This is a genomic window from Acinetobacter sp. SFB, from assembly GCF_001647545.1.
Taxonomy (GTDB): Bacteria; Pseudomonadota; Gammaproteobacteria; order Pseudomonadales; family Moraxellaceae; genus Acinetobacter.
In genome coordinates this window covers 26,108-46,319 of the sequence record NZ_LSZH01000018.1, presented here as the reverse complement: position 1 = coordinate 46,319, position 20,212 = coordinate 26,108, and the positions used below count along the sequence as shown (strand labels likewise).

General features: G+C 43.5%; 18 protein-coding genes and 1 pseudogene. 5 read left to right on the top strand and 14 right to left on the bottom strand.

Features of this window, described 5'->3' with window-relative positions; genetic code table 11:
* Nucleotides 1-4 precede the first annotated feature (4 nt).
* The 9 genes and pseudogenes from AY606_RS15210 to cysM form a co-directional block, all read right to left on the bottom strand.
* Nucleotides 5-559 (bottom strand): COG4648 family protein, encoded by a 555-nt coding sequence (locus tag AY606_RS15210; protein ID WP_067870503.1) that lies wholly within the window; start codon nt 557-559, stop codon nt 5-7.
* On the bottom strand, nt 556-804 hold the full coding sequence (locus AY606_RS15205; protein ID WP_067870501.1) for an acyl carrier protein: 249 nt from the start codon (nt 802-804) through the stop codon (nt 556-558). Before AY606_RS15205 ends, AY606_RS15210 begins: the two co-directional genes overlap by 4 nt.
* Before the next feature lie 9 nt (nt 805-813).
* A complete protein-coding gene (locus AY606_RS15200; protein ID WP_067870499.1) occupies nt 814-1,074 on the bottom strand; it encodes a phosphopantetheine-binding protein in 261 nt (86 codons plus the stop codon).
* Nucleotides 1,058-1,871, bottom strand: a pseudogene (locus AY606_RS15195) (lysophospholipid acyltransferase family protein). The gene AY606_RS15200 and the pseudogene AY606_RS15195 overlap by 17 nt, the downstream one beginning before the upstream one ends.
* Complete coding sequence (locus AY606_RS15190; RefSeq protein WP_067870495.1) at nt 1,865-2,506, bottom strand: beta-ketoacyl synthase chain length factor; 642 nt, start codon at nt 2,504-2,506, stop codon at nt 1,865-1,867. The pseudogene AY606_RS15195 and the gene AY606_RS15190 overlap by 7 nt, the downstream one beginning before the upstream one ends.
* Before the next feature lie 236 nt (nt 2,507-2,742).
* The gene (locus AY606_RS15185; RefSeq protein WP_067870492.1) at nt 2,743-5,049 is read right to left on the bottom strand and encodes a RelA/SpoT family protein; all 2,307 of its coding nucleotides are present in this window, start codon (nt 5,047-5,049) and stop codon (nt 2,743-2,745) included.
* Nucleotides 5,050-5,078: 29 nt separating this feature from the next.
* The gene (gene rlmD, locus AY606_RS15180) at nt 5,079-6,470 is read right to left on the bottom strand and encodes a 23S rRNA (uracil(1939)-C(5))-methyltransferase RlmD (RefSeq protein ID WP_067870490.1); all 1,392 of its coding nucleotides are present in this window, start codon (nt 6,468-6,470) and stop codon (nt 5,079-5,081) included.
* 6 nt (nt 6,471-6,476) lie between these two features.
* Nucleotides 6,477-7,298 (bottom strand): 3'-5' exonuclease, encoded by an 822-nt coding sequence (locus AY606_RS15175; RefSeq protein WP_067870488.1) that lies wholly within the window; start codon nt 7,296-7,298, stop codon nt 6,477-6,479.
* 22 nt (nt 7,299-7,320) lie between these two features.
* A complete protein-coding gene (cysM, locus tag AY606_RS15170; protein ID WP_067870486.1) occupies nt 7,321-8,241 on the bottom strand; it encodes a cysteine synthase CysM in 921 nt (306 codons plus the stop codon).
* 153 nt (nt 8,242-8,394) lie between these two features.
* Between cysM and AY606_RS15165 the strand changes: the two genes are divergently transcribed.
* From AY606_RS15165 to rsfS, 5 genes are all read left to right on the top strand, one after another.
* Nucleotides 8,395-11,205 (top strand): GacS-like sensor histidine kinase, encoded by a 2,811-nt coding sequence (locus AY606_RS15165; protein ID WP_067870475.1) that lies wholly within the window; start codon nt 8,395-8,397, stop codon nt 11,203-11,205.
* A gap of 132 nt (nt 11,206-11,337) precedes the next feature.
* Nucleotides 11,338-12,126: a crotonase/enoyl-CoA hydratase family protein gene (locus tag AY606_RS15160; RefSeq protein WP_067870470.1), complete on the top strand. Its 789-nt coding sequence runs from the start codon at nt 11,338-11,340 to the stop codon at nt 12,124-12,126.
* A gap of 36 nt (nt 12,127-12,162) precedes the next feature.
* Nucleotides 12,163-13,029 carry an NAD(P)-dependent oxidoreductase gene (locus AY606_RS15155; protein WP_067870452.1) on the top strand — a complete coding sequence of 289 codons (867 nt, stop codon included), beginning with the start codon at nt 12,163-12,165 and terminating at the stop codon, nt 13,027-13,029.
* 34 nt (nt 13,030-13,063) lie between these two features.
* Nucleotides 13,064-13,858, top strand: a complete 795-nt coding sequence (locus tag AY606_RS15150) for a hydroxypyruvate isomerase family protein (protein ID WP_067870441.1) — start codon at nt 13,064-13,066, stop codon at nt 13,856-13,858.
* A gap of 77 nt (nt 13,859-13,935) precedes the next feature.
* Nucleotides 13,936-14,334 carry a ribosome silencing factor gene (rsfS, locus tag AY606_RS15145; protein WP_067870439.1) on the top strand — a complete coding sequence of 133 codons (399 nt, stop codon included), beginning with the start codon at nt 13,936-13,938 and terminating at the stop codon, nt 14,332-14,334.
* A 118-nt stretch (nt 14,335-14,452) separates the two neighbouring features.
* Here rsfS and AY606_RS15140 read toward each other — a convergent pair whose 3' ends face one another.
* The 5 genes from AY606_RS15140 to AY606_RS15120 all read right to left on the bottom strand — a co-directional run bounded on the left by AY606_RS15140 (nt 14,453) and on the right by AY606_RS15120 (nt 19,742).
* Nucleotides 14,453-15,061: a hypothetical protein gene (locus tag AY606_RS15140; RefSeq protein ID WP_067870437.1), complete on the bottom strand. Its 609-nt coding sequence runs from the start codon at nt 15,059-15,061 to the stop codon at nt 14,453-14,455.
* Between the two features lie 11 nt (nt 15,062-15,072).
* Nucleotides 15,073-16,407, bottom strand: a complete 1,335-nt coding sequence (locus tag AY606_RS15135; protein WP_067870435.1) for an ammonium transporter — start codon at nt 16,405-16,407, stop codon at nt 15,073-15,075.
* 414 nt (nt 16,408-16,821) lie between these two features.
* Nucleotides 16,822-18,276, bottom strand: a complete 1,455-nt coding sequence (locus AY606_RS15130) for an NAD(P)(+) transhydrogenase (Re/Si-specific) subunit beta (RefSeq protein WP_067870433.1) — start codon at nt 18,274-18,276, stop codon at nt 16,822-16,824.
* A complete protein-coding gene (locus tag AY606_RS15125; protein ID WP_067870431.1) occupies nt 18,277-18,603 on the bottom strand; it encodes a proton-translocating transhydrogenase family protein in 327 nt (108 codons plus the stop codon). It lies immediately after the preceding gene.
* 11 nt (nt 18,604-18,614) lie between these two features.
* Entirely contained in the window at nt 18,615-19,742 is a 1,128-nt protein-coding gene (locus tag AY606_RS15120) for a Re/Si-specific NAD(P)(+) transhydrogenase subunit alpha (RefSeq protein WP_067870429.1), read from the bottom strand.
* Nucleotides 19,743-20,212: the final 470 nt, after the last annotated feature.

Here is a 20,212-nt window from a genome sequence, read left to right as displayed (position 1 = left end):
GTTTTTATTCCTGAAGTTGATTTAAGCGCTGCTGTCGCTTACGCAAGATAAATTCACCCAGCAGCAATATTCCCATCAGCACATAGGAAATAAAACCGTTATATAGCACCCAGATTTGCATAGGCGCAAACAATATCGTTGCCAAGGCAATCAGGGCATTCAGCACAAAGAAAATGCACCAAATGATGGTCACTTTTCGCGTCCAGATCACGCCTGCTTCGGGTAAATTCGGCTCTGCCAATCGGGCAAAACGCTCAATCATGGAAGGCGGTTTAATTAAAGTCGAGGCAAAAATACTGAGTGCACCGACACTTATGAATACCGGATACAGTTTCAGCCAGGCATGATCTTTTAAAATCAAACTCAAACTGCCACATAAAATCGCAAATCCGGTCAGTGGCCAGAGCAAGGCATTGCCCTTGCTGAACAAGCGTAATAGACCCAAAACAATCAGCAGGCTGCTGACCCAGATATATTGCCCATGCGACAAACTATAACCCACTAAAAAGGGATAGAGAATCAAGCCGATTGCCACTATCCCTTTGAAGAGCAGGTTCATGCAGCAGACATGTTCTGAATCACAGTCACCACGTCTTGAACCGTACGGACATTTTTAAAATCTTCCGGATTGACCTGTTTACCGGTCAATTCTTTAATTTTGACCACTAGATCAATCGCATCAATACTGTCCACATCCAGATCATTGGCTAAATTTGCATCCAGCTGAACATCTTCAGGACTAATTTCGAACAGATCTTCCATCCATTGTCTTAATTTTTCAAGTACTTGTTCCTGAGTTAACATCACAACCTCTTACGCCTTTTGCTGTGCTTCCACCAAAGCCACCAGACTTTGAATGGATTTAAAATGTTGCTTGGTTTCTGCCGATTCAGCATTCAAGTGAATGTTGTAACGTTTTTTCAGCGCCAAACCAAGTTCCAAGGCATCAATGGAATCTAGACCCAAGCCATCACCAAATAAAGGTGCTTCGGTTTCAATATCATCTCTGCTGATGTCCTCAAGGGCCAGAACATCAATAATCATTTGCTTTAATTCATCAGCAAGATTGCTCATTTTTTAGATAACTCTTGGTTAAAAAACTGGTGTAATTGATGATTCAGCTGACGCACATTTTTCGGGCTGACCGTGGCATCATCTAAAAGATCTTCGACGTAAATGGCATCCAGAACCTTCACCTGAATATGAAATGGTCGTGAAGGAATGTGATACCACTTTTCATTCTTGGTTAAGGTTGAAGGCGTACAGGTGATCAGAACGGGACGAATCGGCACATTGGCTCGAATCGCAATATTCGCCGCACCCCGCTGAAACTCATTCAATAATTCGCCTTTAGCCGTACGTGTTCCTTCAGGGAAAATCAGCAAAGATGCCGCTTGATCAGTGTTTAATTTTGCAACACAGTCCTCAATAAACTGTTTAGACGCTGCATTTAAAATATAACCGGCATTTTGCACCGGACCTTTGGTAAATGGATTTGACCACAGGGCTTGCTTCACCACACAGTTGGCCTGTTCCATCAGGCCAATCAGCAGCACCACATCCACCAGAGTGGGATGGTTGGCAATCACCAGTTCTTGTCTACTGTGCTGTAATTTTTCCAGACCTTCAATGTCATAGCGCATAATTCCAAGCTTGACCATCATTTCGGTAAAGCCCTTGAAACTATACTTGATCACTTTTTGCGTGCGTTGCTGTCTTAAACTCGGATTCTTCGTCGATAGATTGACCAAAGGCGCAACCAAGCCCCCAATCGCAACACCACCAATTCCAAAACTGGCGAAACTAAAACCGGTTGCGCCAATACGCCATAAATAATTAGCTTTTTGCTTAATTTGAGCTGCTTTTAACATTTTTGCCATGCCTGAGTTTGAGAATACTCAAGACTCTGTTCAGATTGCTGCCAAAAATCATAAAATTTTTGCGCATCCAGATATTTATGGCGATGATGGGTTAATGCAGTGAGATCCAGTTGCAGATTTGGTGTTGCAAGGCTAATGACTGCCGACATGGCAAAACCACTAAAAGGCTGAAATTCCTGATAGATTTCAGGTAAAGCTTCATCATAATACACCACCAAAACTCGTGCATCATGAGGTTGTGGCATGGTTTTTAACCAGGCATAAGCTTCAATCAGGGCTTCACTCCAAGACGCGGCCAAACTGGTGGACGGCGTGGCATCCTGACATAAAATGGAATACAAGCCAGCAATCGCATTATGCACCGAAGTTGAAAACTGTGTCGGAGATGGAGTCTGATCTTGCAGCACATCGGCCAGAATTTTCAAGGTTTTATGTTCATCACCATATTGCGATGCCCAGACAATGTAGTCCACTGGTTCTGAATTCAGCGATTGAATTGCACTATTTAAAGCCAGTTTTGCAATTCCGGATAACCGTCTACGCTGCATGGCAGGAATCTGTTCTAGGGTAGGCGCGGTTTCGTCGGCACGACTCATATATAGGGGTGATACATTTAGTTGAATCATTGCCGAATTATTCCATACCCTAAAAATTGTTTAGCTCGAGGCTATTTTATGCGCCGGATTATAGCATTTGTCACAAAAATTACATAAAAAAAATCCTGTAGATTTTCAACAACATAAATCCACTCCCTTGATTTATTTATACATTTTAGAGCTAAGTGAATTGATCTTTTGTTTCTTGCATAAAAAAACCAGCAACAAAAGTTGCTGGTTTTCCGGTAATAATTTAAAGCTTTAGCTTAATTGCCTTGCACCAGACGACGTGCACTGATAATCCCCGGTTGTTGCTCTAAACGTGCCAACAAACGTGATAACTGTGCCAAGCCTTTCACTTCAATCAGCAGCTTCATGTTAGCAATACCATCTGATTCAGAAATGGTATTCACCTGACGAATATTGATTTGATCGGAAAAAATCACTTGGGTTAAGTCTTTTAACAGACCACGCCGGTCGTAGGCTTCCACCACAATCTGTACGCTTTGACCCCGGGTTGGCTGCATTTCCCAATCGGCTTCAACTGCACGCTCAGGTTCTTGAGAAATCATCCGAATATAATCCGAACACACCACCTTGTGAATACTGACCCCACGATTCAACGTGATATATCCACCAATTGATTCCCCATGTACCGGCTGGCAACATTGCGCAATATGCAGTTCCACGTTGTCCAAACCGTCAATTAAAATGCCATGCGCAGACAAGGTATGACTGGCACGCGGATTTAATGTCGGCTTGAGCACCAGCTCTGGCTCATCCTGCCCGATGTGCATATGGCGGTTGACCTGATTGATCAAGGCATGCAGGCTAATATCGCCATTGACCAAACCAATCAAAATATCTTCACCCAGCTTGACATTAAAGTGATTGCAATAATCACTTAAATCAATACTTTTTGGGTGAATCGCTAGACGTACAAGTTCCTTATTCAGAATTTCACGGCCAACTTCCAGGTTTTTACTGCGATCTTGCTGTCTAAACCAATGGCGCAATTTATCTCGCGCACGAGAGGTCTTGATATAACCCAGCGAGTTCACCAACCAGTCACGATTCGGCTCACGATCTTTCTTGGTTAAGATTTCAACCTGTTCACCAGTTTTCAAGGTATAGGTTAAAGGTACATAGCGCTGGTTTACTCGTGCTGCATAACACTTGTTCCCGACCTCGGTGTGCACATGATAGGCAAAATCCAAGACGGTTGAACCGCGCGGTAACTCTTTAATATCCCCATCACGGCTAAATACATAAATCTTTTCAAAACCCTCGAAATCCTGAACCTGTTCAAAACTCTCGGAATCATCTTCTGATTTATGTGCGCTGGCATCATTACGTTCTTGATAATGCTCAAGTACTGCACGCAAGGAATGTAAACGATGGTTAAAAGAGTGATCGGTATTTTTTGCACCTTCCTTATAATTGAAGTGCGAACAAACCCCAAGCTCTGCCTCGTTATGCATATCTTTGGTACGAATTTGCACTTCAAGCGACTTGTTCTCTGCAATGACTGCAGTGTGTAACGAACGATAGCCATTGGCTTTAGGATTGGTAATATAATCATCAAACTGGTGCGGAATATGACGCCAGATTTGATGCACAATCCCCAGCGAGTGATAACACTCAGGGACGTTTTTTACCAATACCCGAACCGCTCGAATATCGTAAAGCTGATCGAAACTGAGGCTTTTACTTTTCATTTTTCGATAAATCGAATAAATGTGTTTCACCCGTCCGGTAATATCCGCTTCGATATCATAGCTTGCCAGTTCATTTTTCAGTTTATCAATGACAAACTGAATATATTGCTCGCGCTCTAAACGTTTTTCATTTAGTAAGGTCGCAATTTCCTTATAGCGTTCCGGGGCCAAATAACGAAAGGCTAAATCTTCAAGTTCCCATTTAAGTTGCGCAATCCCCAAACGGTGCGCCAAGGGAGAGTAGATGGTCAGAATTTCTCGCGCAACACGTTCTTGACGCTCGCGTGAGGCCTGGGTCAGTTCTCGCAAGGCATAAGTACGCTCTGCAAGTTTGATCAAGACCACCCGAACATCTTCGGTCACAGAAATCAGCATTTTATAAATGCCGCTTAAATGCTCTCTTTGATTATTATTAAAATGGTCTTCCAGACGTTTGTTCTTTTCAATCAGTTCAGAAAGCTTACCCATTGCCAAGGTCCCTTGGACCAGACTATGCACTTGCTCGCCAAAATGTTCCCGAACCTCTTCAAGCGTCATGACGCCTTCACGCACACTTCGGTACAGCATTGCTGCGGACAAAGTGTCTTCATCCACATGTAAATGCGCCAAAATATCCGCCATCTCAATACCGGTATAAAAGGTATTGGAGCGATGATTAACCGTAGTTTGTAACTCTTTATTTAAAGTTAGCTGGGCAACTTCTTCGAGTTGTTTAAGCTCTGCGTCATCTAATATGCTACGTACCCGATCCAGCCATTCCGCCAGATCCTGTCGAGCTTGTTCGGCATGCTCTACAGTCGCTTCCTCGGACAACTCATTGAGACGTCCAGGAAGTTGTTCACGTACTGTGACCATACCCTTCTCCTACCTCTTTACTTATCATATTATAAATCGTTTATTTCTTTATCTTTTTCGAATAAGGCAATAGATTCGACATGTCCCGTATGGGTAAACATATCCATCACCCCCGCCTTTTTTAATCGATAGCCATGTTTCACCAACACCCCGGCATCGCGTGCCAATGTTGCAGGATTGCATGATACATAAACGATTCTTTTTGCACCAAATTTGGGCACATAATACATTATTTCCTCGGCACCGGAGCGTGGAGGATCTATCAATAATGCATCAAATCCCTGTTTTGCCCAAGAATGATGCGAAAAATCTTTTGTTAAATCTTGTGAATAAAAATGTACGTGACTCATCGCATTATTTTTAGCATTTTCTGTACCACGTTGAACCATTTCGTCACTTCCTTCAACCGCCACGACTTGCCCTGTTTCACCGACACAGCGAGCCAGCGGTAAAGAAAAGTTTCCTAAACCACAGAACAGGTCGAGTACTCGTTCACCCTGCTGCAACTGAAGCAAATCACATGCCAGCTTCAGCATTTGCGGGTTAATCGTTGAGTTGACCTGAGTAAAATCCAGCGGATTAAAGCCAAATTTCACCTCAAATTCATCCAACGCATAATGCAAACGCATTGAGGCAGCCGGATCATCGACACGATGTAAACTTTCGCTACCTGCAGGTTGTAAATACAATTGCCACTGCTTGTTTAACGTAAACTGTTTTAATTGGTTGACATCATCGACTGATAATTTTTCAGTATGACGAACCACCAGTGCAATATCTTCATCACCCATGGCCAATTCTATATGACCAATGGCAGCTTTGGCCTTTAGACTTTCGAGTAACTCCCTTAAGGCGCTAATAGAACCAAACTCACGATCCAGCACCAGACAGCGATCAATCGAAATCAACTTATTACTTTGGCGTTCCCGAAAACCCACTACAAGTTTGTCTTTAGCAGGAATATAGCGTACTCCAATCCGGGCTTTACGACGGTAGTCTTCACGTTGCGAACGTAATGGCTCTAACCACTGTTCAGGTTGAATGCCGGCAAAATGTTCTAAATGTGATTTTAAAACCTCTTGTTTTAAGCGAATTTGTTCATCTTGCTGAATGTGCTGCATATTACAACCGCCACACACGGTAAAGTGTGGACATTTCGGCTCAACACGGGTTGCAGCAGGCGCGCTTAACAGCTCAATACTGTCCGCTTCTTCCAAACGTTTCGCCACATGAGTGATTTGTGCTTTAACAGTCTCGCCCGGCAAGGCATAACTAATAAATACTTTTTTGCCTTGCTTGTCACTTGGGTGATCCGGATGTGTTCCATAGTGCGCTATCCCCCGTCCTTCATGTGAAAGTGACTCAACCTGAAAAGTATAAATCGGCTGTTGAGCTGGACGTGGCTTGGGTCTATGTTTCATGAATACCTAGAGTGTGGGAGATAAAAAGTCTGCAGCGGTAAATTCAGTACGTTGTGAGGTTTCACGCCATACCGTTAAAAAATCTGCATGTTGCGGTTGAGTTGATAAAAATTGAATAGTGCCCTGAACTGCCTCACGATAATCATTGAGTAAAAGCTGACCTTTTAACAATGACCAGCGCAGGTAAATCAGCCAGGTATTCAGCACATCACCTTCGCAATAACGGGTGAGTTTTTGCCATTCCTGCTGACGCACATATTCAGGCACATGATAGGCACCATCACCACGTTTTCCCGGATAACCGAGTAAATGGGCGACGTCATCCAACTTCTGAAATTGGCGACCATTGAACATCGCAATCACATCCATTAAGTCGACATGACGATGGTGATAACGATTTTGGTAGTTATTATAACGCTTTTGCTGATTAATTTCGCCCTGATCGAATAAAGCAGGCGCAGACAAACCATGATACATGGCCCGGAACAGAATCACCGGCAAATCAAATTGCGAGCCATTCCAGCTGACCAAAGTCGGATGACGCTTGTCAAAAATCGAGAGAAATTTCTTTAAAATTTCCGCTTCAGTATTCTGTTCCCGGCTAAACGAGAACATTTTCATGCCACCTTGCTCATCCAGCCATAAACCGGAAATACAGACAATCTCATGCAAGGCCATGCGCTGAAAGTCCATACCGGACTCTTGCCGACGCAATTTAATCAACGCCTGTTCCAGATCTGCTTCAGGCAAATCCAGACCATACAAATGCGCTCCCGATTTTAAATCGGTCAGGGTTTCTATATCGAAAACTAAAACAGGTAAGCGCATCTTAACTCACAAAATTGCAGATTTATTCAGGATCTTGTACAGAAAACAACCCTGTAGAAAGATAACGGTCACCACGGTCACAGATAATACAGACAATCACGGCACCCGGGTTTTCTTGCGCCAGTTGTATTGAAGCCCAAACTGCACCACCTGAAGACGTCCCGGCACTGATGCCTTCTTTGCGCGCCAACTGACGGGCCATTTTTTCCGCCTCAATTTGCGGAATGTCCATAATGCGGTCAACGCGCTTAGGGTCAAAAATAGTCGGTAAATATTGTTCAGGCCAACGGCGAATACCGGCAATATTTGAACCTTCAGCAGGTTGTAAACCAACAATCTGAATATCAGGATTCTGTTCTTTCAGGTATTTGGAAATTCCCATAATGGTACCCGTCGTTCCCATAGAACTGACGAAATGGGTAATTTTACCGCCTGTTTGTTGCCAGATTTCAGGACCGGTGGTCAGGTAATGAGCTTCAACATTATCCGGGTTACCAAACTGGTTAAGGACCAGACCTTTACCGTCTTTTTCCATTTGCAGCGCCATATCGCGCGCTTCTTCCATGCTTGAACATTCAATCAGTTCAGCCCCGTAAGCACGCATCGCATCTTTACGTTCCTGACTGGAAGCTGTAGGCATAATGAGTTTTATTTTGTAGCCACGCATCGCGGCAACCATGGCCAAGGCAATCCCTGTATTTCCGCTTGTCGCTTCAATTAACGTATCGCCTGGTTTGATCTGACCACGTTTTTCAGCCTGCATAATCATGTTATACGCTGGACGGTCTTTTACCGAACCTGCAGGATTATTTCCTTCAAGTTTAGCCAATACTGTTGCTTGAGTGTGACTTGCTAGACGTTGCAAACGCACCAGAGGCGTTTTACCTACGTAGTGGTCTAACAAAAATTCGTCTGCTTGAAAATCAGGGGCGGTATTACTCATTATTTGTACCTATATCGAGGTGGGTCTATTGTATGAAAAAATCCTCCTCGCTGCACCCATTTAGCAGGCTTTTTATTGAAAGTGTTTAAAGCGCAGTCAGTTTTAAATAAAGCGTGCTAATATTCCGTGCATAGAAAATAAACTGCTTTAATCATGTCAAATATCAATAAAAAGTTATTTAAACGTCTACACTTAAATCATGCTTATGGACAACTCATTGCCCTGATTTTTGTGCCGATTATGATTTTGGCATGTGTCGGGGCATTACTGGTTTTATCCGAAACTTCCAATGCATCACGTGCACAGCAACGCCAAATGGCGATTGCCATTGTGACCCGCTATCAACTGACGTCTGAAGCAGCAATCGACTTATTGAGCAGTTATCCCTGGCAGTATGACCAGGCACGCAATGCCATGCAGATCATGCTGAACGAGAAATATTTAATTCGCGCAGCGATCATTGATAATAAAGGCAGAAACCGTTTAAGTATCGGCTTTCAGGATCAAGAACCTTGGCCAAAAATTGACTCTCCAGCCTCTTTTGTCGGCCCTATTCTGTATCAAAATAATAATATTTATGCACTAAAAATTAATGACCATACTGGAACGCCTGCACGACTGGTTATTGAACTGGATAACCAACCGCTGGAAATTGCCCGTTATCGCGTCATGGTGGTGCTGATTGCAACCGGCTTACTGACTTTATTGCTGCTTTTATTGTGCCTGAATTTCTATTCCCGTCGCTGGATTGCACCGATGTATGAAATTCGCATGCAATTGCAACGCCTCACTGTCGATACGCTTGATCAGCACATGGTGATTAACAGTACTGGCGAATTGCGTTTATTGCAGCGCGACATTGCCAATGTGGTCAAACGCTTACACTCTAGTTTTTTAGAACTCAAAGAACATACCGAACAAACTGAAGATGATTTACGTCGCACCTTAGATACCTTGGAAGTTCAAAATATTACCTATCGCCAAGCGCGTGACCAGGCGATTTCAGCCAACCAGTCCAAATCGGTATTTTTGGCCAATATCAGCCATGAACTGCGTACTCCACTGAATAGTATTGATGGCTTTATTCATTTATTGCTGCGTCAGGGCAACTTGAGCAATGAGCAAAACCTGTATCTGCAAACCATTCGTAAATCATCTGCCCATCTTCTGGCTTTAATTAATGATGTACTGGATTTCTCGAAAATTGATGCCGGCAAACTGGAACTGGAAACCGCACCGTTTGACCTGGAAGAAGCCATTTTTGATGTGATGGACATGCTCTCCCCGCTCGCGGCTCAAAAGCATATTGATATGGCATTTTATTATGCCGACAATATTCCAACACAAGTGATTGGCGATGCGCTACGCTTCAAGCAAATTCTGACCAACCTGATTTCAAACGCGATTAAATTCACCCCGGATGGTGAAATTATTGTCCGTGCCCGTATGGAACACGATGATATTGGGCAATGCATCTTGCACTTTAGCGTGCAAGACAGCGGCATTGGTCTAAGCGGTACAGACCGTAAAAAATTATTTGAATCCTTCTCGCAAGGTGATGCTTCGGTGACGCGTCAATTTGGCGGTACCGGTCTGGGGCTGGCGATTTCCAAACAGCTGGTGCATTTAATGCAAGGTCAAATTGGTTTTGAAGACAACCAGGAACGTGCACCCACTGAAAAAGGTTCTACGTTCTGGTTTAGCGCCATGTTTAAGGTGAACGACGAGATTGAGATTGTTCATCCGCACTTCAACAACATGCAGATAGTCTCTTATTTAGCCCATCCTGCGACTGCCAATATTTTGCGTCATTATCTGGAAAATTATGATGTGCATCATGTGGAAACCAGCTCGATTCTGGATTTATTCAGTCAGCTGAATCAGTTCTCGGAAAGTGATGAAAACACCTGGCTCATTGTGGATCATAGTGGCGATGGCGAAGCCTTGCTGAAAGAAATTCGTAACCGTTATCACGGCAATATCGCAGTGTACGGCTATCAAATGTCGCTCGACCCAAACATGCTGAATGAATATCGTGCCCGTCCCCTGTATCAACCATTGAGTCGCAGTGCTTTAATTCAACTGTTAAGCAATCAGCCTATTTTTGATCACGATGTACATGAAGAATTTAATGGCCAAGGTTTGCATGTACTCGCTGTCGATGATCACTTACCCAATCTGATTGTTTTGGAAGCCCTTTTGGGTGAACTCAATGTCAAGACCACCAAGGCTTTAAGCGGTCAAGAAGCATTAGAAATCATTCAACATCGTATAGAACAAGATCTGCCCGCATTTGATGTGGTGTTTATGGATATCCAGATGCCGGTGATGTCAGGAGTAGATACTACACGTGCTATTCGTTCCCTAGAATCCACTTTAGAGAACCATAAACGCTTGCCAATTATTGCCTTGACAGCGCATGCACTCGCCGATGAAAAACAAAAACTGTTACAGGTTGGCATGGATGATTATGTGACCAAACCGATTCAAATGGATCAGATTATTCAAATTTTGACCCAGCTGACCTCAGAAAACTTTAAAAAAGCCAAAACGGTGGAAAAAGCCATCCTGATTGAAGCCCTTGATCCAAATATTTTAGATTGGCAACAAAGCTTGCAACTGGCAGCCAATAAAGAAGATCTGGCAATTGATCTACTTCAAATGCTGGTCGACAGTTTCCCCACAGAACTGAGTGAAATGCAGCTGTTGATTGAAATGGAAGATTTCCCACAACTGGAACATGTGCTGCATCGTTTACATGGTGCAACCCGCTATGTCGGTGCACCGACCTTGCAAGAAGCAACCGGTGGATTTGAGCAGTTTGTTTCCTCCTTACGTAAAGAACGGCGTAAAGCCGATGAAACGTTTATTCAAGAAACCCTAAAACGTTTTGACGAATTGCAGTCTGTAGTTCAGCAAGTTGAACAGGCATCACAGCAGATTTTAAACAAACAACATACTTAAATGGTCTTATGCGACTTTTGATCGTAGCGTCCATCTTTAGATGTGACTCTGCTGTCATGGATCGTGGCATGTATCAGAGAAATGCCCGTGTTATGCTCAAAACAATGGAAAAAAAATTACAGGTCTATCCCCATGGCGTTACTTCGCATCGAAAAAAATAATGGCATTGCCACCGTTTCTTTAAACCGTCCAGAAAAACGCAATGCTATGAGCTTTGCTTTGTTACGCGAACTGGTCAATGCAGCCAATCAAATTAAAAAAGACCGCTCGATTCGTTGTGTAATTTTAACCGGTGAAGCCCATGTTTTTAGCGCTGGGATTGACCTTGCCGATTTAAATTCACCGAAGAATACCGCTTATGCAGCTTGGGAGCTGATTAAACCGGGACAAAGCTTATTCCAAAAAGCTTTCCTGATTTGGCAGGAACTGCCTGTTCCTGTGATTGCTGCGATTGAAGGTTATTGCCTGGGTGCCGGGATGCAATTGGCACTGGCTGCGGATATTCGCATTGCACATCCTGAGACCAAAATGTCGATTATGGAAAGCCGCTGGGGACTGGTACCTGACATGGGACTGAGCCGATCCATTAAAGGCATTATCAATGTCGATCTTGCCAAAGAGTTGACCTTGACTGGACGTATTTTCGATGCAAATTATGCCAAAGAAATTGGTTTGGTGACGCATCTGGATGAATCGCCAATCCACAAAGCCCAAGCCCTTGCAAAAGAAATGCTGCAGCGCTCTCCTGATGCATTGACTGCAGCCAAACGCGTACTCGATGCCATGCAACATGCACCAACAAAATCTTTACGTCTAGAGAAAATCTGGCAACTTAAATTACTGTTGGGTAAAAACAGTAAATTGGCGCGTAAAAAAGACAAGAACCCGGAAGTTCAGTTTTTACCACGCCAATATAAGTAAAATATCCAGATAACAGGATCGTGCAGAGAAAAACACATGAGTTTTGATCGTAATACAAAAATTGCATTTTTAGGCATGGGACTGATGGGCAGCCGCATGGCCACCCGACTCATTCAAGCCAGTTTTGAAGTCGCAGTCTGGAATAGAACCGCCTCGGCCTGTGATGTGCTGATTGATATGGGTGCGAGTGCCCTAGACTTGCAAGACATTGGGCAATATCCTGTTATTTTGACCTGTTTAGCCGATGATGCTGCAGTGCAAGCAGTCTATGATCAGATTCAGAACCATTTACAAGCCGGACAAGTGCTTGTGGATTTCTCCAGTTTATCTATGGATAAAACCAAGACTTTGGCAGAGCAGGCCCAAACTCGCCAAATCCAGTGGATTGATTCCCCTGTCTCGGGTGGAACTGCGGGCGCTGAACAGGGAACTTTGGTGATTTTTGCCGGGGGGGATCTGCAAACCATCCAGAATTTATCGCTGATTTATAATGTGCTTTCCCAACGTGTCACCCGTATGGGTGAAACTGGAACCGGACAAGCCACCAAAATTTGTAATCAACTGATTGTTGCAGCGAATAGCACTTTAATTGCCGAAGCGGTGGCTTTAGCGGCGAAAGCCGGTGTAGATACCACTTTACTTGCCCCTGCACTGGCCGGTGGTTTTGCCGACTCGAAACCTTTTCAGATTTTAACCCCACGTATGGCGACGCATACGTTTGAACCGGTGCAATGGAAAGTGCAAACCTTGTCCAAAGACTTAAATAATGCTGTGCAGCTTGCTGAACAATTCAATTTAAATATTCCTGTTGCAAAACAAGCATTATCACAATTGAAAACCCATCAAAATAAAGGCTATGGTGAAGCAGATCTTGCTACCGTGATTCAACAGGTTGAATCTTAGGCATCCCATTTTCTAAAGCGCAAGGAATAAAGGCATGATTAAGCTGGCTGTAAATTTATCGATGATTTTTACTGAAGTGCCTTTGATTGAGCGCTTTGCTCTGGCTCGTGCACAGGGTTTTCAGCATGTGGAAATTCAGTTTCCTTATGAACTCAGCATTGAACAAATTCAAACCCAGCTGACCATTCATGACTTAACTCTTTGCCTGATCAATGTGCCTGCAGGTGATTTAATGCAAGGTGGCAATGGTCTTGCCGGTGTACCGGGAATGGAACTTGAATTTCATCGCGGTTTAGAACAAGCCATTCAATATGCCACAGCACTCAATGTGCCGAGTGTGAATATTTTGGCAGGTAAACAACCCCTCGATGCAGATCTACTACCTTGCTTAAATACTTTGGCAAAAAATTTGAAACTTGCCTGCTCTATGCTGGGCGAACATCCGATTCAGCCGGTATTAGAAATGGTTAACGGCACAGATATGCCGCGCTTTCTGGTTCAGAACATTGCTCAAGCGCAAGAAATGCTTGAAGCGGTGCAACACCCAGCGCTAAAAATGCAATTTGACTGCTATCACATGGCCATGATGGGAGAAAATATTTTTGAAGCCTTAAAAGAAAATATTCACGATATTGGTCATATTCAATTTGCCGACTGCCCGGGACGTCATGAACCCGATACCGCTCAAATTAATTTTGCAGAAATATTTCAATGGCTTAATCAAAGTGCCTATACGGGCTACACAGCGGCAGAATATCGCCCTCAGGCGCACTCAAACCATTCTTTTGCATGGAAAGATAAATATTTTGTAAAACATCCGCAAAGTTAAATTATGAACAGAATTGAAATTCGGCATTAAAACCGCTATATTACACGATGAGTTATTGTCCGGAAATAAAACCCTTTATGAATTTAGAACCATCGCCCAGCGCTTCTAATTCTCTCGATTACACAATGAATTCTCAAGCTAAAGATGTACAAGCTTGCTTAAAAGTTGTACATGAAGCCCTATTAGATGTAAAAGCAAAAGATATTCTTGAACTTAATGTTGGCGCTATTAGCAATGTAGCAGACTATATGGTCATTGCTAGCGGCACATCATCCCGTCACATTAAAGCCCTCGCAGATAACGTTGCTGAAGAAGCACGTAAAGCGGGTTTCCGCCCGATCGGCGTTGAAGGTGAACGTGATGCGGAATGGATCTTAATCGATCTCGGTTTTGTGGTTGTCCACGTGATGCTTCCAACAGCGCGTAAATTTTACGACCTTGAAAGCTTGTGGCGTGCTACTCCAGAATCTGCTTAAAGTAAGAAAAAGCGACCATAAGGTCGCTTTTTTCATTTTAGACCTTCTGTTTTTGCTTCAGCGCCTATATAAAACTCAAGCTTTACCTTTTAAGTTCAATCCCTACATCCAACAACATTTATAATAATTGATGTAGATCCACATCAGGATATTTCGCCTTAATGTTGGTTTTCACATGTGCATAGACCTGATCTGCTTTCACTGGTCCGTAAAACTCGCAATAACATTCATAAATCACCGTAATGACGTGAGCATAACGGTCCAGTGGTAAAAACCCCACAAAGGCAGTCTCATTGATTTTTGCAGAAGTCACTATGGCTAAGCCCAGCGCTTGCAGTTGTTTTTTAACTTCATCATTAAAGTCATTAAGCTCAGCCTCTACAACTGTCAGCAGCACCCCATCAATCAAGTCAGAGAAAGCATCCGAAAGATGAGTTGAAATCAATTCTCCCGATTTTGTTTGAGGCTTTATCTCTAATAAAACGTGTTTTTCAACAACCGACATTTCACATAAAACTTGCTTCAGCATATCCTTGCGATAAAAGCGCAATTCCTCGGTATTACAAATTTCACTCAAGAAGCGATTGAGTACAAAAGAAGGCTTATCCCCATATTCTTGTTCCCAATAATGTAATACACGTTCCAGTACCGCACCTTGCATATAAGGACTTAAGCCACGTTCAATCGCTTGTTTCTTTTGCTTCACACTGAGTAATTCATTCGGCATGGCTAAACTCCTTAGTGACGTTTGGTAATATCATCTGTGTCAAAAGTCACATCACGCTGAAACTCCGGATAAGACAGTTCTGCATGTTCGGTATAATCCAGACCACGTTGCTCATGTTGTGTAGTCACACGTAAGCCACCTAACAGTTTATCCAGCAGTTTAAATACAATGAAGGCTATTCCAAAACCCCATACGAATGCGGCGCCTACCCCTAAAAGCTGAATCGAAATAATGTGTGAATTAAACAGATCGGTTTCAAAAAACAGTCCTGCAGCAACCGTTCCCCATGCGCCACAAAAACCATGCACAGTAACCGCATCGACCACATCATCAAGTTTTAATTTTTCCATTAAGGTCGGCAAGGTACTCACCAGCAAACCTGCAATTGCACCGGTCACGACTGCAAAGATCGGAGACATGGTTGCACAACCTGCAGTAATTCCGACCAGACCACCCAATGAAGCATTAATAGTCGTCTTCATGAGAATCGCCTTACCCCGGATGAAGGCATACAACATATAAGCCACCGCACCCGTACAGGCTGCCAAATGGGTATTCAAGGCAATGCGACCTATACTGACACTGGCATTTACGGTTGATGCCGCATTAAAACCAAACCATGCCAGCCACAGGATAAAACCACCTAAAGCAACTAAAGGTAAATTATGCCCTGCCAAATGGTGACTTTGCCCATGACGTCCAAAACGTCCCAAGCGAGGCCCCAATACAATAATGCCTGCCAATGCCACCCAACCACCGATTGAATGCACCACGGTTGAACCGGCAAAGTCGATAAAGCCCAAAGCTTTCAACCAACCCGAACCCTCAAAGATACTGCCCCATGCCCAACTACCGAAGACTGGATAAATCAAGCCACTCACCACTGCTGCACTGACCACATACGCCATAAAATGAATGCGTTCAGCCATGGCTCCACTGGCAATGGTCGTTGCGGTAGCAGCAAACATCATTTGGAAAAACAATAAATTCCAATGCCAATCATCCATGACATTGGGAGCAAAATGACTGGTGCCGATCCACCCCGAAGCGTTGACTCCAAACATCAAGCCAAAACCGATTAACCAGAATACTAATCCCCCCAGACAAGCATCCATATAATTTTTCATAAGTACATTGACAGTATTTTTACTGCGCACAGAGCCACTTTCCACCATTGCAAAACCGGCCTGCATAAAGAACACCAAGATTCCGCCCATCACTACCCAGACACTGTCGAGCGACAAACGTATTTCTTGAAGATTAGCCGTATTAGTCGCAGATTCATTGGCAAATACAGGCAATGAAAATACCGATAATAGCCACACCAGATACTTTATTATTTTCATGAACAGCCCCCTAAAACCTATTGATCAAATAGCAAAAGAAATGCCAAATTTAAGGGATATATTTTTTATTTTAAAATATTCAGAAACACGTATGTCTTAAAGCTGTTTGAGTTTCTTTGTAATAAGCCAATTAGCCATTCATATTTAAATCAGCAATAAAGATAGAGATTTAACTGCCATCTTGTGACGCATTTCAGCCACCTTTTTCTGTAATACTGCACCAAATTGGAGGGAAACCTCACCGATTTCTAGGAAGGTATCTCACCCGTTCTCATTTACTTTATATCTTTAAAAATCATCTATTCTAAAAATAAAAAACCACCCGAAGGTGGTTTTTTATTTTAATCCTCTTGCGCAACAGTGTTGCTCACCTACTTTTTAAAGGAGGGTTTAGAGGAGATTTATGGATAAAGCTTAGTGACCGCCGCCATTAATTGCTTTGGTCATATCTTCTACCACTTTCTTGGCATCGCCGAAGATCATCATGGTTTTCTCGTTATAGAACAAGTCATTGTCCAGACCTGCATAACCGGTGGCCATAGAACGCTTGATCACCATGATGGTACGTGCTTTATGCGCTTCTAGAATTGGCATACCATAAATGGGTGAAGTCGGATCATCTTTTGCCGCAGGATTCACCACGTCATTTGCACCAATCACCAGAACCACATCAGTTGCAGGGAAATCGGTATTGATCTCATCCATTTCCAAGATGTCTTCATAGGCAACATCAGCTTCTGCAAGCAATACGTTCATGTGCCCCGGCATACGACCTGCCACCGGGTGAATCGCAAAACGTACTTTTACGCCTTGTTCTTTTAAGATGTGCGCCAACTCTTTCACTGCATTTTGTGCCCGACCTTGCGCCATACCATAACCCGGTACAATCACCACGCTGTCGGCATTTGACATCAAGAAGCCTGCATCATCCGCTGAACCTGAACGGTGGTTACGTTGAACTTTTTCACCATTGTCTGCTGCTGCAATTGCTGTACCGCCCATTGCACCACCAAACAAGACGTTGATGATGGAACGGTTCATTGCTTTACACATAATGTAAGACAGAATCGCACCTGATGAACCCACCAGTGAACCTGCAACGATCAACATGTTGTTTTCTAAAGTGAAGCCAATACCTGCTGCCGCCCAACCTGAGAACGAGTTCAAAAGTGAGACCACAACTGGCATATCACCGCCACCGACCGGTGCAATCCAGACCCAACCGAACGCAAGCGCCAGAGCTGTCATTGCCCAGAAAGCTTGCATATTGCCTGTTGAGAAGAACACGAAGCCAGATGCTAACATGGCAAGAAAAATGATCGCTTGTACAGGTTTAACCCATGCACCTGAAATCGTTTTTGCCCATTTCTTCGCAGCCAACTTGCCATAGGCAAATACAGAGGCGGTAAAGGTGATCGCACCGACAAAACAGCCGACAAACAATTCAAATAAATGAACTTTGCTCATGTGTACATGCTGAACACCAGCCGCCTTTAAAGCAGTCTGATTTTGAGCCAACAAGGCTGTCATTTGGTTATTATGCAGAATGGCAGCAATCGCAATTAAAACTGCAGCCAAGCCGACCAATGAGTGCATCAGCGCAACAGTTTCAGGCATTTGCGTCATCGGAACAGTACGTGCACGTGCAATACCGACCACACCACCCAGGATCATCGCACCGACAATCATCCAGACCACAGGATGCTCTGCCACAAAGAATGTCGTGATCACAGCAATCGCCATCGCGATCATGCCGTAACGGTTACCTTGAATAGCGGTCTTAGGACCAGACAAACCACGAAGCGTTAAGATAAAAAGAACGGCACCTACCAAGTAGAACCAATCCGCATAGTCTCGAATAAATTCCATTTATGAACCCTCTTTTTTCTTTTGCTTCGGCTTAAACATCTCAAGCATGCGTGCAGTCACTGCAAAGCCACCGAAAATATTGATACTTGCCAAAAACACAGCGATCGCACCCAAAATACTCACAATGTTAATGCTTTGGAAAGCCACATTGGCATCTACCCCAATCACCGGCAAGCCCACAGTTTGAATCATTGCACCGACCACAATAATGGAAGACAGTGCATTGGTAACAGCCATAAGCGGTGTGTGTAAAGCGGGTGTTACGCCCCAAACCACGTAGTAACCTACGAAGATGGCAAGGACGAAAATTGTAATCGTTTCAACCATGATCTCTCTCCTTAACCACGCTTTAACAGCACTTGGCCGCCATGAGCGACGAGTAGCGCTTTTTGAATTTCTTCTTCTGGATTAATGACAAAGTTTTTGTCTTGATCAAAAAGAGTTTCAAGGAAATTAAAAACATTACGTGCATAAAGTGCTGAAGCTTCTGTCGCAACTGTTGCCGGGATATTTGGAATGCCCAAAATGGTCACGCCATTATCGGTCATGACATTTTCACCGCACTTAGAACCTTCAACGTTACCGCCTGATTCAACCGCCATATCAAGGATGATTGAACCTGGTTTCATTTTGGCCACGGTTTCAGATTTGATTAAACGTGGTGCATCACGGCCAGGTAACAGTGCCGTAGTAATCACAATATCTGCATTGGAAACGGCTTTGTCGACAATCGCTGCTTGGTCTTTGATGTATTGCTCACCCGGCATCCAGCCATAACCGTTTTTAGCAGCATCGGCAGCTTTCTGCTTTTCTTCGTCCGACATTGGCACGTCTAACCATTTACCGCCTAAAGACTCAACCTGATCACGAGCTGTTGGACGTAAATCGGTTGCCTCAACTACAGCACCCAAACGTTTCGCAGTCGCAATTGCTTGTAGACCGGCCACACCTACCCCCATGATGACTACACGGGCAGGTTTAATTGTACCGGCAGCAGTCATGAGCATTGGGAACATGCGCTGGTATTCTGCCGCAGCCAATAGCACCGATTTATAACCGGCCAAGTTGGCTTGCGAAGACAGCACGTCCATATTCTGTGCGCGAGAAAGCGTACGGGGTAAAAGCTCTAAAGCAAATGCAGACACTTGCGCGGATGCAAATTGGTCAAGTTCAGTATTGCGGTACGGATCAAACATCGCAATAACGGCGCTATTTGGAGCAAGCTTCTGAATTTCTTCAGCTTTAGGCGCCCGAACTTTCAAAATAATCTGACTGCCGGTATAGGCATCATCGGTAATTTTGGCACCGACTTGTTCATATGCACTGTCAATATAAGCGGCTTTCACACCTGCTCTACGTTCAATGACCACTGTATGACCAGCACTGATCAACTTCTTTACTGTTTCTGGCGTTGCTGCCACGCGATTTTCACCGACAACAGTTTCGGTTGGGATTCCGATCTGCATGAGCCTTCCTCAAGCTAATTTTTCTTAAGTAAACATTGCGTTTAGCAATGTTTCCCCCTGGATGCATTTTTGTTTAATTTCTGGATTCTAATTGAACTTTACTAAATTACCACCCAATATTTATTTAATAAATACCCACATACTGAACTGATGATTCATAAAAATAATCATACGATATTGCATTTATTGGTTTCGATTTAAATAAACTTGCTTTTATGGCCTTAAATATCATCGCGACACTTTTTAGTTTTTTGCCTTTAATTGCTGATGGTGATTTTTCAAGCAAATTTCAAAAAAATTGGAATTGATCATTCTGACAAGTTGAGCTTTGAGCATAAATAAAAACACGAACTTAAAGATGCCCTCATTTAGGGCTAGAACAGCCTAGTTGGGCACTACTTTTAAACAGATTGGCTCAAGTGACATTCTAAAGAAAATAATTTGGCTGAAAATTAACGGCTTTTTAAAGA

What these genes read in the sequence shown, in the direction of transcription:
- AY606_RS15210 (WP_067870503.1), bottom strand. Translation starts at nt 559, where the DNA reads ATGAACCTGCTCTTCAAAGGGATAGTGGCAATCGGCTTGATTCTCTAT.
- AY606_RS15205 (WP_067870501.1), bottom strand. Translation starts at nt 804, where the DNA reads ATGTTAACTCAGGAACAAGTACTTGAAAAATTAAGACAATGGATGGAA.
- AY606_RS15200 (WP_067870499.1), bottom strand. Translation starts at nt 1,074, where the DNA reads ATGAGCAATCTTGCTGATGAATTAAAGCAAATGATTATTGATGTTCTG.
- AY606_RS15190 (WP_067870495.1), bottom strand. Translation starts at nt 2,506, where the DNA reads ATGATTCAACTAAATGTATCACCCCTATATATGAGTCGTGCCGACGAA.
- AY606_RS15185 (WP_067870492.1), bottom strand. Translation starts at nt 5,049, where the DNA reads ATGGTCACAGTACGTGAACAACTTCCTGGACGTCTCAATGAGTTGTCC.
- rlmD (WP_067870490.1), bottom strand. Translation starts at nt 6,470, where the DNA reads ATGAAACATAGACCCAAGCCACGTCCAGCTCAACAGCCGATTTATACT.
- AY606_RS15175 (WP_067870488.1), bottom strand. Translation starts at nt 7,298, where the DNA reads ATGCGCTTACCTGTTTTAGTTTTCGATATAGAAACCCTGACCGATTTA.
- cysM (WP_067870486.1), bottom strand. Translation starts at nt 8,241, where the DNA reads ATGAGTAATACCGCCCCTGATTTTCAAGCAGACGAATTTTTGTTAGAC.
- AY606_RS15165 (WP_067870475.1), top strand. Translation starts at nt 8,395, where the DNA reads ATGTCAAATATCAATAAAAAGTTATTTAAACGTCTACACTTAAATCAT.
- AY606_RS15160 (WP_067870470.1), top strand. Translation starts at nt 11,338, where the DNA reads ATGGCGTTACTTCGCATCGAAAAAAATAATGGCATTGCCACCGTTTCT.
- AY606_RS15155 (WP_067870452.1), top strand. Translation starts at nt 12,163, where the DNA reads ATGAGTTTTGATCGTAATACAAAAATTGCATTTTTAGGCATGGGACTG.
- AY606_RS15150 (WP_067870441.1), top strand. Translation starts at nt 13,064, where the DNA reads ATGATTAAGCTGGCTGTAAATTTATCGATGATTTTTACTGAAGTGCCT.
- rsfS (WP_067870439.1), top strand. Translation starts at nt 13,936, where the DNA reads ATGAATTTAGAACCATCGCCCAGCGCTTCTAATTCTCTCGATTACACA.
- AY606_RS15140 (WP_067870437.1), bottom strand. Translation starts at nt 15,061, where the DNA reads ATGCCGAATGAATTACTCAGTGTGAAGCAAAAGAAACAAGCGATTGAA.
- AY606_RS15135 (WP_067870435.1), bottom strand. Translation starts at nt 16,407, where the DNA reads ATGAAAATAATAAAGTATCTGGTGTGGCTATTATCGGTATTTTCATTG.
- AY606_RS15130 (WP_067870433.1), bottom strand. Translation starts at nt 18,276, where the DNA reads ATGGAATTTATTCGAGACTATGCGGATTGGTTCTACTTGGTAGGTGCC.
- AY606_RS15125 (WP_067870431.1), bottom strand. Translation starts at nt 18,603, where the DNA reads ATGGTTGAAACGATTACAATTTTCGTCCTTGCCATCTTCGTAGGTTAC.
- AY606_RS15120 (WP_067870429.1), bottom strand. Translation starts at nt 19,742, where the DNA reads ATGCAGATCGGAATCCCAACCGAAACTGTTGTCGGTGAAAATCGCGTG.